This window comes from Methylocaldum sp. GT1BB, assembly GCF_051027545.1.
In the GTDB taxonomy this organism is placed as follows: domain Bacteria; phylum Pseudomonadota; class Gammaproteobacteria; order Methylococcales; family Methylococcaceae; genus Methylocaldum.
In genome coordinates this window covers 5,275,198-5,288,671 of record NZ_CP194902.1, presented here as the reverse complement: position 1 = coordinate 5,288,671, position 13,474 = coordinate 5,275,198, and the positions used below count along the sequence as shown (strand labels likewise).

Annotated in this window: 15 protein-coding genes; 8 read left to right on the top strand and 7 right to left on the bottom strand. The window is 55.0% G+C overall.

The window, feature by feature from the left end; all coding sequences use genetic code 11:
• Positions 1 to 37 precede the first annotated feature (37 nt).
• The 6 genes from fabF to ACR2TX_RS24635 all read left to right on the top strand — a co-directional run bounded on the left by fabF (position 38) and on the right by ACR2TX_RS24635 (position 5,231).
• Entirely contained in the window at positions 38 to 1,279 is a 1,242-nt protein-coding gene (gene fabF / locus ACR2TX_RS24660; protein ID WP_086133094.1) for a beta-ketoacyl-ACP synthase II, read from the top strand.
• Between the two features lie 144 nt (positions 1,280 to 1,423).
• Complete coding sequence (gene pabC / locus ACR2TX_RS24655; RefSeq protein WP_077729284.1) at positions 1,424 to 2,299, top strand: aminodeoxychorismate lyase; 876 nt, start codon at positions 1,424 to 1,426, stop codon at positions 2,297 to 2,299.
• On the top strand, positions 2,215 to 3,252 hold the full coding sequence (gene mltG, locus ACR2TX_RS24650) for an endolytic transglycosylase MltG (protein WP_086133095.1): 1,038 nt from the start codon (positions 2,215 to 2,217) through the stop codon (positions 3,250 to 3,252). Before pabC ends, mltG begins: the two co-directional genes overlap by 85 nt.
• A complete protein-coding gene (tmk, locus tag ACR2TX_RS24645; protein WP_086133096.1) occupies positions 3,245 to 3,865 on the top strand; it encodes a dTMP kinase in 621 nt (206 codons plus the stop codon). The genes mltG and tmk overlap by 8 nt, the downstream gene beginning before the upstream one ends.
• Positions 3,865 to 4,878, top strand: coding sequence for a DNA polymerase III subunit delta' (locus ACR2TX_RS24640; RefSeq protein ID WP_168183710.1), 1,014 nt, complete (start codon positions 3,865 to 3,867; stop codon positions 4,876 to 4,878). The genes tmk and ACR2TX_RS24640 overlap by 1 nt, the downstream gene beginning before the upstream one ends.
• On the top strand, positions 4,875 to 5,231 hold the full coding sequence (locus tag ACR2TX_RS24635) for a PilZ domain-containing protein (RefSeq protein ID WP_077729288.1): 357 nt from the start codon (positions 4,875 to 4,877) through the stop codon (positions 5,229 to 5,231). The genes ACR2TX_RS24640 and ACR2TX_RS24635 overlap by 4 nt, the downstream gene beginning before the upstream one ends.
• Positions 5,232 to 5,293: 62 nt before the next feature.
• Here ACR2TX_RS24635 and ACR2TX_RS24630 read toward each other — a convergent pair whose 3' ends face one another.
• The 3 genes from ACR2TX_RS24630 to ACR2TX_RS24620 all read right to left on the bottom strand — a co-directional run bounded on the left by ACR2TX_RS24630 (position 5,294) and on the right by ACR2TX_RS24620 (position 6,959).
• A complete protein-coding gene (locus tag ACR2TX_RS24630; RefSeq protein WP_086133098.1) occupies positions 5,294 to 6,058 on the bottom strand; it encodes an OmpA family protein in 765 nt (254 codons plus the stop codon).
• Between the two features lie 13 nt (positions 6,059 to 6,071).
• A complete protein-coding gene (locus tag ACR2TX_RS24625) occupies positions 6,072 to 6,590 on the bottom strand; it encodes a DUF4398 domain-containing protein (protein ID WP_139840988.1) in 519 nt (172 codons plus the stop codon).
• A gap of 102 nt (positions 6,591 to 6,692) precedes the next feature.
• Positions 6,693 to 6,959, bottom strand: a complete 267-nt coding sequence (locus ACR2TX_RS24620; RefSeq protein WP_077729291.1) for a PGPGW domain-containing protein — start codon at positions 6,957 to 6,959, stop codon at positions 6,693 to 6,695.
• A gap of 1,280 nt (positions 6,960 to 8,239) precedes the next feature.
• Between ACR2TX_RS24620 and ACR2TX_RS24615 the strand changes: the two genes are divergently transcribed.
• Positions 8,240 to 9,589 carry a sensor histidine kinase gene (locus ACR2TX_RS24615; RefSeq protein ID WP_347257455.1) on the top strand — a complete coding sequence of 450 codons (1,350 nt, stop codon included), beginning with the start codon at positions 8,240 to 8,242 and terminating at the stop codon, positions 9,587 to 9,589.
• Between the two features lie 31 nt (positions 9,590 to 9,620).
• Here the strand turns inward: ACR2TX_RS24615 and ACR2TX_RS24610 are convergent, their stop codons facing one another.
• From ACR2TX_RS24610 to ACR2TX_RS24600, 3 genes are all read right to left on the bottom strand, one after another.
• A complete protein-coding gene (locus tag ACR2TX_RS24610; protein ID WP_434130936.1) occupies positions 9,621 to 10,298 on the bottom strand; it encodes a DUF1294 domain-containing protein in 678 nt (225 codons plus the stop codon).
• A gap of 163 nt (positions 10,299 to 10,461) precedes the next feature.
• Positions 10,462 to 10,854 (bottom strand): Hsp20/alpha crystallin family protein, encoded by a 393-nt coding sequence (locus tag ACR2TX_RS24605; protein WP_434130933.1) that lies wholly within the window; start codon positions 10,852 to 10,854, stop codon positions 10,462 to 10,464.
• Between the two features lie 16 nt (positions 10,855 to 10,870).
• The gene (locus ACR2TX_RS24600; RefSeq protein WP_434130931.1) at positions 10,871 to 11,314 is read right to left on the bottom strand and encodes an Hsp20/alpha crystallin family protein; all 444 of its coding nucleotides are present in this window, start codon (positions 11,312 to 11,314) and stop codon (positions 10,871 to 10,873) included.
• Positions 11,315 to 11,532: 218 nt separating this feature from the next.
• Here ACR2TX_RS24600 and ACR2TX_RS24595 point away from each other — a divergent pair, with 218 nt between their 5' ends.
• Complete coding sequence (locus ACR2TX_RS24595; RefSeq protein WP_434130928.1) at positions 11,533 to 12,633, top strand: DUF1207 domain-containing protein; 1,101 nt, start codon at positions 11,533 to 11,535, stop codon at positions 12,631 to 12,633.
• 20 nt (positions 12,634 to 12,653) lie between these two features.
• Here the strand turns inward: ACR2TX_RS24595 and ACR2TX_RS24590 are convergent, their stop codons facing one another.
• Entirely contained in the window at positions 12,654 to 13,343 is a 690-nt protein-coding gene (locus ACR2TX_RS24590; RefSeq protein WP_077729297.1) for an alpha/beta hydrolase, read from the bottom strand.
• Between the last annotated feature and the right edge of the window lie 131 nt (positions 13,344 to 13,474).

Here is a 13,474-nt window from a genome sequence, read left to right as displayed (position 1 = left end):
TGTCTTTGTCAATTTACACCCCGCTAAGGAATAAAGATTGAGTAGAAGGCGCGTGGTCGTTACCGGATTGGGCGCAGTATCGCCGGTCGGGTTAACGGTGACTGATTCCTGGGGAAACGTGCTTGACGGCAAAAGCGGCATCGCGCCCATCGAGCATTTCGACGTTTCCGATTTCTCGACCCGCTTTGGCGGGAGTGTCAGGGGATTCGATATCACCCGATATATTTCCGAAAAAGAAGCCAAAAAAATGGATGTTTTCATCCATTACGGGCTTGCGGCAGGCTGCGATGCGTTCGAAGACTCTGGACTGGACGTAGCCGAAGAAAATTCTGAACGTATCGGCGTGGCCATCGGTTCCGGCATCGGCGGTATCACGGGAATCGAGAGCGGACATAGCGCCTTTTTGAGAGGCGGACCGCGGAAAATTTCACCGTTCTTTGTGCCCAGCAACATCATCAACATGATATCGGGCAATGTATCCATCAAGTACGGATTGAAAGGCCCCAACTTCGCTATCGTTACCGCATGTACGACAGGCACTCATAATATCGGTGAGGCCGCCCGCGTGATTCAATACGGCGATGCTGATGTCATGATTGCCGGCGGTGCCGAAATGGCGACTTCGCCGACTTCCTTGGGAGGATTTGCGTCAGCACGGGCCTTGTCCCGCCGCAATGACGATCCGGTGCACGCCAGTCGTCCTTGGGACAAAGACCGGGATGGCTTCGTATTGAGCGACGGTGCGGGGGTCTTGGTGTTGGAGGAATTGGAACACGCCAAGCGGCGTGGTGCCAGGATTTATGCCGAACTGATCGGTTACGGCATGAGCGCCGATGCCTATCACATGACTCAGCCGCCGGAAGGTGGCGAGGGGGCGGCACGTTGCATGCGAAACGCGCTGAGGGACGCAGGCATCAACGCCGATCAAGTCGATTACATCAATGCTCATGGAACATCGACTCCAGCCGGGGATATCGCGGAAACCAGAGCGATCAAGACCGTGCTTGGAAATCATGCCTACAGTACTCCGATCAGCTCGACGAAATCCATGACCGGCCATATGCTGGGTGCTGCCGGTGGCATCGAGGCGATATTCTCGGTACTGGCGCTCAGAGATCAAGTCATTCCTCCAACCATCAATCTAGACAATCCGGACCCGGAATGCGATCTCGATTATGTTCCCCACACCGCGCGTGAGGCAAGGTTGGACATCGTCATGTCCAACTCTTTCGGCTTCGGTGGAACGAACGGCACTTTGATTTTCAAGAAGTACAACTAATTTCCGTTTGATAGCTCCAACTCTTCGTCAATAAAGGCTTAGAGTTGGACGTTCATATAGGCACGCATCAGCGTGCTTTTTGTTATCTTAAGACCAGGTTTTTTTGGGTTGGCCGATTAAGATGATGATGTGGGTTCGGCGTGTATGACGGCTCTAGTGAACGGCCAACCGACACGTTGTGTGGATTTGGCAGACCGTGGCTTCCAATACGGAGACGGGACATTCACCACGATTGCCGTCCGTCAAGGAGTCCCTTTGTTTTGGGCTTTGCACCTGGCTCGTCTGGAGCGCGACTGCCAAAGACTTCTCATTTCTTTTCCCGGGAGCGAATGTTTAGAGCCCGATGTACGGACACTCTGCATGACGCAGCTGGAAGGGGTGTTGAAGATACAAATCAGCCGAGGTATCGGAGGCCGCGGTTACCGACTGCCGCAACCGCAGCGGGTGACTCGGGTCCTGAGCATGCACCCCCTGCCCGAATATCCGCCCGAATTATGGAAAGTCGGTGTCGAGATACGGGTTTGCGGGAGCCGGTTGGGTATCAACCCCCGGCTGGCCGGCATCAAACACATGAATCGTCTGGAACAAATCCTTGCTCGTGCGGAGTGGGCTGCCGACGAGATTCGGGAAGGCATCATGCTGGATGCCGAGGGCTATGTCACCGAAGGCACGATGAGCAATGTTTTTCTGGTTAAGGACGGCACTCTGCACACGCCGAAAATCGACCGCTGCGGCGTCGCCGGGGTCATGCGTGGCATAACGATCGCGACGGCTCAGGAGAACGGGGTCGACTTCGTAGAGTCACGGGTTACGCTTGAGGAACTTTACGCTGCCGACGAGGTATTTTTAACAAACTGCGTAATTGGACTATGGCCCGTTCGCCGATGCGAGCATCGAACATATGGTATTGGGCCGATTACAGAAGAGATTGATCGATGGCTAAGGACGAAGGCGGAAAGCGAGTTGGCCGCAGCGTGCAACGGGCGATCGGGATTATCGTCATCGCTGCCAGTTTCCTGATCGGATGGTTGTGGATGGACTATCGAGCAGCGCTGGATAGGCCGCTAGGACTCGAGAGTCCAGCTTATTTCGAGATTGCTAAGGGCGACAGCCTGGCCCGCATAACAGCCAGACTTAAAGAGCAGGGAATTGTATCTAGCCCGGTATGGTTCAGATTTCGGGCCTATCTGGACGGTTCGGCCAGACATTTGAAGTATGGCGAGTACGAAATCCCGCCGGGGACGACGCTTCGGGAGCTACTGGCGCTGTTCGTCTCAGGCAAGGTCCGCCAGTACCCGATTACGCTTGTGGAAGGCTGGACATTCCGGCAGATTTTGAGCGCATTGGATCAAAGTCCCCCCCTAAAGAAACTTGCAACGGGTAAATCTCCGCAAGAGATCATGCAAATCATCGGGGCGCCCGATGAGCATCCGGAGGGACGTTTCTATCCGGACACTTATTTCGTGACCAAGGGCACCTCGGATATCGAGGTTCTCAAGCGGGCTTATCGAAAAATGCAGGGAGTACTGAACGAAGAATGGGCCAATCGTGCCGAAGGGACTACCTATGGTACGCCCTACGAATCATTGATCGTGGCTTCGATTGTGGAGAAGGAAACGGCCCGTTCGGATGAGCGTCCTCTTATTGCCGGCGTATTCACTCGACGTCTGGCCAAGGGTATGTTGCTGCAAACGGATCCGACGATCATTTATGGTCTGGGCGACAGCTTTACTGGAAATATCCGGAAGGAAGACTTGCTGAAAGATACGCCTTACAACACCTATGTTCGTTCGGGATTGCCGCCGACCCCCATCGCCAATCCGGGGCGCGATTCGATCCGCGCGGCCTTGCATCCCGCTGCGGGGGAGAGTTTGTATTTCGTCGCCCGCGGAGACGGCACTCACGTTTTTTCCGATAGTCTGGAAGAACATCGGCGCGCGGTCGAACAATTCCAAATGCGGCGACATGACTAGAGGAAAATTCATCACCCTCGAAGGCGGGGAGGGCGTAGGCAAAACCACCAATCTGGAGTTCATCCGAGATTATTTGCAAAGGCGCGGAATTAGATTTCTCGTCACCCGCGAACCTGGCGGCACCCCTATAGGTGAAGCCATCCGCCGGCTGGTGATCGATTCTCAAGGGATGTCGGCTCGGACTGAACTCTTGCTGATGTTCGCCGCCCGCGCCCAGCACATCGAAGAAGTCATCGAGCCCGCTTTGGCCAAAGGCATCTGGATCGTTTGCGATCGGTTCACCGATGCTAGTTATGCGTACCAGGGCGGTGGGCGCGGCATCGATAACGCGGTCATTCGATTTCTTCAAGAATGGTTGCAGAAAGGGCTGGAACCCGATCTCACCCTTTTGTTCGACGCTCCCGTGGAAGTCGGCCTCCAACGGGCTAAAGGCAGAGGCCAACTGGACCGTTTCGAAACCGAACTGCCGGCTTTCTTTTCCCGGGTCAGGGAAACGTATTGCGATTTGGCCAGACAATGGCCTCACCGCATCAAGCTACTCGATGCGACTCAGCCGCTCGAGGACGTGCAGGCGGAAATCGCAAGGCATTTGGATTCTTTGCGTCAGACCTGATGGGAACGGCGTCCAGCGGCATTCTCTATCCTTGGCTCGATGAGCCATGGCAAAAGCTGAACGCTTATCTGGCTTCTCAGAGGCTGCCACAGGCTCTCTTGATTCACGGTGTTGACGGGATCGGGAAAACGTATCTGGCCGAGATTTTCGCCCAAAAGCTGCTTTGCAAGCACCCGGAAATCTTTGCCTGCGGCGATTGTGCCGGGTGCCGGTTGTTTCTAGCCGGAACCCACCCGGACTTCCTGAGGATAGAGCCTGCAGAGCGGGGAAAGCCTATCGCTGTGGACACGGTTCGGCACTTGATCGCGAACCTTTCGCTCAAGCCGCAGTACGGCGGCTACCGCATAGTCGTGTTTTGCGCGGCGCATCAATTGAACATCAGTGCAGCCAATGCCCTCCTGAAAACCTTGGAGGAACCGGGTGAAAATACGGTAATGCTATTGCTGACCGATATGCCTTCCGCCCTGCCGGCGACTATTTTCAGTCGTTGTCAGCGTTTGCCGATCGCGCTTCCGGACGATGCGGTCGCCGCTCGATGGCTGGAGGAGCAAGGAACCGGCGAAGCTACAGCCGTGTTGCTGGCCGCTGCGAGGCATGCTCCATTAAAGGCGTTGGCGTTGGCCGAGTCAGACGTCGTGGAGCGCCGGAGGACGGCGTTTTCGGAGTACGTCGACGTGGCTTTGCGACGTCAAGAGCCAATAACTCTCGCGGAACGGTGGTCGACCTTGGCTTATGAGGATTTGGTCGACTGGATGGTTTCATGGACTATCGACTTAATCCGTCTCCGCAGCGTGCCGGACTCTCCGCGTTTGGATAACCCGGATTTGCGTCAGGGCTTGCAGGCCTTGGTCCGTCGACTACACTTGAAGAGCTTGTTCGGATTCCTCGACTTATTGCTGCAAGCAAAACGCGCGCTGAACGGTCAAGTCAACCGCCAGTTGCTTTTGGAGGAGCTTTTGATTCATTGGGCGCAACTCGGACAGTCGCCGCAAGCGGACTGGTATCTATCATGAGTGCAAGCGAAAACAAGGTACGCCAAGGCATTCTGTCTCTAACGATTCGGGATAAAAATGTTCTGTACTCCGCCTATATGCCGTTCGTCAAGAACGGTGGGCTGTTCATTCCGACGAACCGCAGCTACAGTCTGGGCGAAGAAGTATTCATGTTGCTGAATCTTATGGATGAACCCGAACGGATTCCGGTAGCCGGAAAGATTATCTGGATTACCCCTAACGGTGCGGAGGGTTCTCGCGCCGCGGGTATCGGCGTGCAATTCAGCGACGAGGACGGCGGGGCTACCCGTGCCCGAATCGAAAACTACCTGGCCGGCAGCCTCGAGTCGCAGCGGCCGACACATACGATGTAACTGCTGACGAACGACGGTTATATGACGCCTGGCTTCACTTTGAGTTCCGACTTCGGTTGATATCATCTACCTCGTTCGGCGACTGGTTTGCCCGGTTCCGACAAATATATTTCTACGCGACGGTTCTGTAACCGTCCGGCGTTCGTATCGTTCGAAGCCACTGGATAAGCCTCGCCGTATCCGCGGGTCACGATACGGTCCGGGCTGACGCCGTTTCTAAGCAAGAAATCCTGCACGGCTTGTGCGCGGCGCAGAGACAGCTCCTCATTATAGGACTCCGATCCGCGGCTGTCGGTATGCCCTTCGATGAGGACGTTGCGATCCGGGTGCTGTTTAAGCGTATTCACTAACTGATAAAGCTCTTGCTGAGCGCCCGGTTTGAGGTTGGCTTTATCGTATTCGAATAGCACACTGCCCAAGGTAACCATAAGACCACGCTCGGTCTGCTGGGCCTTAAGCGCAGAAAGCTCCTGTTGTAGAAGCAGCCTCTCGCGTTCGTCGAGGATTTGCTGGGTCTCGGACTCGGCTTTTCGGGTTTCGGCTATGGCCCGTGCGATCTCGACTTTCCTCTGGGCGATGTAGGCGAGATGGGTGGTTTCGTCTTCATCGTCAGCGTTTTCGGCCTGCCGCAGGGTTTCACCCGCCTCCGCGAGCGCGACTGGAGCATTTTGTGCGATCTCGACGTCTTGCTGGGCTTGCGAATACGACAGGCGAGCCTTTTCCAAGGATTCGTTCTGCGTGGCGCAGCCTGCGCATAGGGTGATTATGCCTAGCGAAAAGCAGCGAATCGCGAGTGAATAACGGAGATTATTGTCCGTCCTTGACATAGCGTTGCCTCCTTTAGAGATTCACGTCGTCAGTGCGCCGACCTCTGGTTTCCGCCTCGCGGCGCAGCTCTTCGATGGTTTGCTGGGCTTGCTGCGCCATTTGGCGGGCATTTTCCGACTGGGCTTTAGCCTCGGCCAACTGGGCGTCGATCTGGGCCTGCTCGGCCAGACGGCGCGCATCCTCGTATTTCTCGTCAGCCAAAGCCTTCTTGGCGCGTCCCAATTTATCCATGGCACGTTGTATTTCCGCCGGGGCATATTCCGACGCTTTTACCATCATGGCTTGGTTGAGAGCCGTATCCGCTGTCGAAATCGTATTGATGGGCGGAGTTTCGGATGCACAACCGAATAATCCCATAGCACTCAAACAGACGATAGAAATACCTGGCCGAGGTTTTGAAAATGCCTTGTAGATTCTCATGAGAAAACCTCCTGTAACATGAGAGTTGCGACTTTCAGAACTACTCTTATTCCCTGTCGATAAGCCAAGCGTTAAGTGCTCGCCGATACGATAGTCGGGCGCATCGGCCATAGGCTCGATCAAATGCGAGAAAAAATCGCTTCGCAGCCGGCAAGTTATCGGAAGTGTGTCATCGGGTAACGGGCTCTTTATTTTGCTCACAGTATTACCGGTTCATTTCCCGATCAGATTGCTAGCTTTCCGTTTGATATCGTCGGCACTTTGCTTGAGATCTTTGGCTCGTCGTTTGACGACACGTAACCAGTGTCGCGCCCAGGCGAATTCGATGCCCAGAATTGCCAGGCCTAAAGGGATGAGTAGAAAAGCTGGACCCGGCAATACGATTAAAGCGATCCCGATCAACACTACGGTAGATCCGACCACTCCGATGACCACGCGCCGCGCCACCTTATACGTTTTGACGAGGCTCGTGCGTGACATAAGTCCTCTTTTTCATTGATGAGCCGAGGTTTTGCTGAAACTTTTCAAGGTTTTGACCGGTCGGCGGTGGTTCAGTTTCTGAAGGCGAGCCGTATGACTGAACGATCTTGTCGTTCGCTTAGCAAGGCAGTAGGCATTTAGGATTATCCGATTGCCCTCAAAGAGCCGTTTTTTAGATCGTTAAAGAGCATCTCGATCACATAGATAAATCGTGACGAAAAGCAGCACAAAGACGGATGGTCAAGTGACGTCGCTAGAATTATCTCTGATCTCCAGAAAATAATATTCTTGATTGAACATTACGTTTAATCATTACGGAAAGGCCTCTTAGTGTGAAAGGCAAATCATGATTGAATAGGCATTCAATTCGGTTTTAAGATCGGCTGACCAATATATATCAATACTCATTAAGCCGACCTAAAAATAAGTCCCAGTTTTACTGAGCATGGATTCGGTACCTGTCCATCCGCGGGAAAGGGCTTGCCGGAGTCGAACCGGCCTTCCGGGGATATGAGCCCCGGCGCGCACCGGCGCCTTTGTTGGCTCCGCGGTCTACGTGGGGCATGCAAAAAAGAAGCCTTACCTATTAGATGGCGAGCTTGCTAATCTATCGCAAAAAAATGTAAAACTCCGTGAATATACTTATCTCTTAACTGTGACAAATGCCGCGAAAGTGGAATCGCCTATCGGCAGCATATCTCTTGGGAGGTACGATATGTTTCATAAAGTGACCGGCTCATTGGTTGTGTCGTATGTTTTTGTGAAGCACATCGGTTACGCTCGGCAACCCCTTATAGAGTCGTGTTTCTACTGCCTTTGCTTATGGCGATCGGTAGGCTTTCGAGTAGATTCTGGAGGGATATATAAAATGAAGCCTGCTGAAACCGGACAACCGCTATCAATCGACCTGTTATTATTTTGCATCCTTGATCTTGTTGAATGCCCGGCGCTGGTTGCCGATCTTGGTTTCCCCGTTTAAACCATGCCGGTCACGAAAGAGGGCGGTCTTCCGCGGCGGATCGGGAGATAAAGCAAGATAGCGCGGGAACTTAGACGCCATTTGAGCATCTATAGACGCTCGGTGATTGCCTCCTTTTCGGCGCCCATCTACAAGGGGAGGGCTTAGCCGGCGCTCTGTAGCAATGTAGCAATCCGATTGATTGGTCGATTGGAGGTGTGCAACCGATCGACTCGATTTAAGCTTCCCCACTTAAGGCCTATCCCCGTTGGCTATCAGTCCCGATCATTGCCGGATTTCTGATCGCCTGCGGAATCGAGGTATGAGTAGATTCATAGAGATACAAACCATGTGGGATAGTCTTCAAACATTAATTTCAGCTGACGGGCTCATGCCTCACGGATATTGCCTGCTATGGCGTCCTTCCTTGCTTTATCTGCATGTTTTTTCGGACGTCATGACGGCGCTGGCCTACTATTCCATTCCAGGCGCTTTGATCTACTTCGTCCTGCGCCGCCGCAATCTTCGCTTTCGCAATATTTTCTTGCTCTTCGGCGCCTTCATTCTCGCCTGCGGTACGACTCATTTGTTGGAAGCCTGGACGGTCTGGCAGCCGATCTACGAGGTGGAAGGTATTGTCAAGCTGTTCACTGCCCTGATTTCGGTCGTCGCTGCCGTTGTGCTATGGCCGTTGATCCCCCAGGCTCTCGCCATGCCCAGCCCGGAGGAACTGGAACAGACTAACCGGCGATTGATCAAGGAAATACAGGAACGCAAGGCGGCCGAGGAGAAGATTCGGCAACTGAACGCTAATCTGGAAGAGAGGGTTGCGCAACGCACGCAAGAGTTAATGCAGCTTAACCGCCAGCTTAAATTGGAGATTCAGGAACGCAAGCGGGTCGAAGACAGTCTTCGCGATGCCGATAGCCGCAAGGACGAGTTCCTGGCCATGTTGGGTCATGAGCTCAGAAATCCCTTGGCTCCGATTCGAAACGCCGTGCAGGTCATGCGCAAGATCGGTGTGGCCGATCCCAAATTAGCTTGGGCGCGCGATGTTGTTGATCGTCAAGCCGGCCATCTGACCCGGTTGGTGGACGACCTGCTGGACGTTTCACGCATCATCAGGGGCAAGATTACTTTGCACAAGCGCGCCATAACGGTTGCCACGGTTATCGAACAGGCTCTCGAAACCAGCAAGCCGTTAATCGATGCTCGTCATCACGAACTCGCGGTTTCGTTACCGGAAGAACCGGTGCAGATTTATGGGGATCCGGTGCGTTTGGCGCAGGTTGTCTCGAACATACTCAATAATGCGGCCAAGTACACGCCTTCTGGCGGCAAAATCAGGCTGACGGTGGCGCGTGAATCCGCCCAGGCGGTCATTCGTGTACGTGATACGGGTGAGGGCATACCGGCCCATCTGTTGCCGAGGCTTTTTGATCTGTTCACTCAAGCCGAGCGTACCATCGACCGCTCGCAAGGCGGTCTCGGTATCGGTCTGACGATCGTCCAAAAACTCGTGGAGTTACACGGGGGCCGGGTCGAAGCCAGCAGCGAGGGTCCCGGAAGAGGCAGCGAGTTCGTCATCAGGTTGCCGGTTTCCGAAGAACTTGTGGAAGTCGGCGCTAGCGGAGAATCCCCGTCCGCTACGTTGAAAAGCGTTCATTCATGATCGGCCGGTTTCCGCCCGAACTCGATCAGGGCTAGGGCCCAAGAAAATCGACCGCGAGAAACGCTGCCCACGCCAGTCCGTGGCAGACAATAATGCCCCACAGGATTATCCTGTAGCGGGTTTTCCGTATCTTATGGCGGAAATCGTGCTGCGCAAGGAGCGCCCCCGGCCAGCCTCCCATCAACTCTATTATGTGCATGTAAAATTCCGGTATGCGCCATTGGCCGGTTATCGCGTGTTTCTTATCCAGTCCATAAAGCATGATGGCCAGGACGCTCAGGAAAACGTAAGAAAAGAACGGAATCGGATTGTATGTCCGCCAGATCAGATAGCACGACAAGAGGATGGGCAACCCGATCAAGGTCCAGAGAAATGGCGAACGCGGGGTGGCTAGAATACCTTCGGTCGGCTTTTTCGCCGTGATATCGACGCCTTTGATCGCGGCGTAGGAAAGGCGCCTCCTGCCGGGAACGTCGCTTCCCACGTTGTAGAAAATGATGTCTCCGACCTGCGGGCGCCGGCTCGTACCCTCCTCGAGTACGCTGATATGGACGAAATAGTCGTCGCCGCCCATGGAGGGACGCACGAATCCGAAGCCTTTGTCATCGTTCCAAAGGACAAGGACGCCTTCCTGCAAGCGGGAATCGTCGGCGACGACCCGCCGCTTGCGGCGGGTCGTCTTTCGTTTATTGAAGGGGGCCGAGGTCAATTCAATTTGCCTTATAGGACTTTGGCATACGCCTTATTGTTACCTGTGTCATTTGTAATCGATTTTACATCTGCCGGCTCAAATCCGATTCGCGGATATGGCAAGGCCCGGCGCTTCCGAACACCGGGCCTCGACATGCCAGAATCCAAAAGGCTAGCTCCGGCTAATCCACGCGCACCTCAATCTTGCGTGGACGCAATTCGGCCCGCTTGGGGATTTTCAGAGTGAGCACGCCGTCCTTGAGTGTGGCGTCGATGTTGTTCGGTTCCAGTTCCGGACTGAGCGAGAAACTCCGGCGGTATCGCGTCGACCGGATGTCGGCATATAGCGCCTGGATGCCCTCCGGCATGTCGAAATGCGCATCACCCTCGATAAGCAGACTGTTCTTATCGACTTCTATGTTAAGTCGATCTCTCGATACTCCTGGCATGTCCGCTACCAGCGTGATGCCCTCCGCATCTTCGCAGATATCGACCGGCGGGTTCAACATCACCTGACGCTCGGGCTTTTGGACGTCGGTGGACTGCCTTGTTGCAACATCTTGTGTCTCAGCCATGATGTTCTCCTTTTGCTCATTTCACTTCGATCTGCCGAGGCTTGGCCGCCTCGCGCCGTTGTACCTTGATGTGCAGAATGCCGTTCTCGCAGCGGGCTTCGACTCGATCGGCATCCACATCTTCCGGTAGCATGATCGCGCGCCGGAACTCGCCGTCGAAACGCTCCTGGCGATAGTAGTTGGCATCCTCTTTTTTCGGCAATTTCCGCTCGCCGGAGACGGACAGCACGTTCTGCTGAATGGAGATGTCCAGTGTCTTGGGATCGACACCCGGGGTAAACAAGTAAACGTCCACCTCGTCGGATGTGGCGCCCACATTCACCGGGGGGAAACTGCCGCGAGTGGCGGATCTGATTCCAATCGGCCAAGGCCAACGGCCGAATAGATCGTCCATCTCCCGCTCCAGGCGTTGGAACTCGTCGAATAAGCTGCTCTCGAATGGCGTGAGTCTGTTGAACATAGGTCATACCTCCTTTTAAGCGGTTCAAACTCTTGCTGGCTGAAAGAACAATGGGGTCTCGGCCGCGATTTTCAAGAGATTCGGAGCGAGCGGCATACGCCAAGCCTTTCCTCATTTGGCCTGATCGGCGCAAGGGCTGGCGGGTTTCCGGCATTGCCTGGAACTTGCCTACGGACTAAGATCACGCTGCACCCCGAATGGATTTCAGGAGTTACTCCATGCGCTCGCACTATGGATGGGTCCTTTCCTTCGTTTTTTTCATTCCTTCTGTGGCTCAGCCGGCCGGTCCGAGGGACGATCGTTTCCTCGAGGGTTATGCTTCGGCCGTACTCGCCATGCGTTTCGGGTTGAGCGATGCGAAACCCAGCGTGAAAAACGGTCGGCTGGTGCTCGATCCGGCTCAACTCAAAGGACGGAACCCGCAAACGGTCGCTGACGCTCTGCGTGGCATAGAAGGGTTACAGGTCGAAGTGGGAAGACCCGGCAGCGCGTCGATTGCGGTTCGCGAGCCGGTCCCCGAAACCCAGCCGGCGTCATCTTCCGGAAAACTGACGCGCTATACGGGCTGGCTTCCGCCGACCAAGGCTTTCGAGTCCCTGATCGCCGATCCGAAATGGCCGCGTTTCTCCGCATCCGTCCAGTTTTACCAGAGCGATGAGGAACTGAACACGGTCGGTTCCGCGAACTTCGGCGCCACGCTTCCGTTTTACGGATGGGAAGGATTGGGCGCCATGTGGCAAGTCGGACTCCAGGCCGGGGTATTTTCGATTTTCAATCTGAACGCGAATTCTACCGATCTGGTGAACTCCGATTTCTTCGTGGCGCTGCCGGCGAGCGTCAGAACCGGCCCCTTCTCGGCCCAGGCGCGCGTTTTCCACCAGAGTTCGCATTTGGGCGACGAGTACCTGCTGCGCAATCGGGTCGATCGCATCAATCTTTCCTTCGAGGGCGCCGATCTCTTGCTCTCCTGGAATTTCGGCGATTTCTTGCGCCTCTACGGCGGTGGAGGAGGGCTGTTCCGAACCGATCCGAGCGATCTCGAACCATGGTTTGTGCAAGGCGGATTCGAGTTGACGAGCCCCTATCCAGTATTTACCGAACTCTTGTATCCGGTCGCGGCACTGGACATTCAGGCTGCCGAAGGAGGCGATTGGGACGCCAGCTATTCGGCGCGTGCCGGCATCGAGTTTCGCAGCGCCTGGCTGGAGGGTCGGCGCTTGCAGTGGCTGTTCGAATATTTCAACGGGCGCTCGCCGAACGGCCAGTTTTTCGAAAGGCACATCGAGTATTTCGGGACCGGTCTCCATTTCTATTTCTGAACAGGAGAGACCCGCTGGGATCAATGCAGCCCCGTTTTTCCGGCAAACCAACGGGCAGCCTCCTGCGCTATATCCGAGGGAACGCTATGGCCGCCCTCGAATTCCCGGTAGACAACCTCATAGCCGGCCCGCTTCAGCTGCGGCACGATGCGGCGGCTGCATTTGTCGATAGGCAACACGGTATCGTCCGTGCCATGGGAAATGAAAACCTGCGGATTTCCGCGCTGTACGGTGGATATCATGAAGCCCGGCGAAAACGCGAGGATATGGCTGAACAAGTCACCGTTCATGACGCCCAGCGAGAGCGCATAAGACGCGCCGTCCGAAAAGCCGCCGATCGCGATTCGCGACGGATCGACCGCATAGTGGGTAAACACATGGCTCAAGACCCGATCGACCTGGGTGAGGTCTACCCCATAGTCTTCGATGATCACATCCCAGGTGAATTCGTGCGATGCGGGCGCCGCCAGGATCAATCCGCAAGGATCGGCCAACTTCAAGAGAGGGGCCAAACCGTGCTGGGAATTGCCCCCGGCTCCATGAAACAACAACACCAGCGGAAGAGCGCGGCCTCCCCGATAGCTCTCTGGAATATAGAGATGCCCGCTACGCTTGGATTCTTCGAGTCTGAGCGGTAGCAGGCCGGTTGGGGCGGACTTCTTGATCTTTATCCGCTCCGGACGCGCCGAAAGATGTCCTATTTTGCTCATTGCGATACTTTTCCTTGAATGAAGATTCCAAGGTTCGAGTGACGCTCGGGTCCTTTTGTGAGCTCCAGCCGGTCGGATTCATCTCAGCGGAAATCCGATGCTCACGCCGGTACGCATATGAACCGGACCGT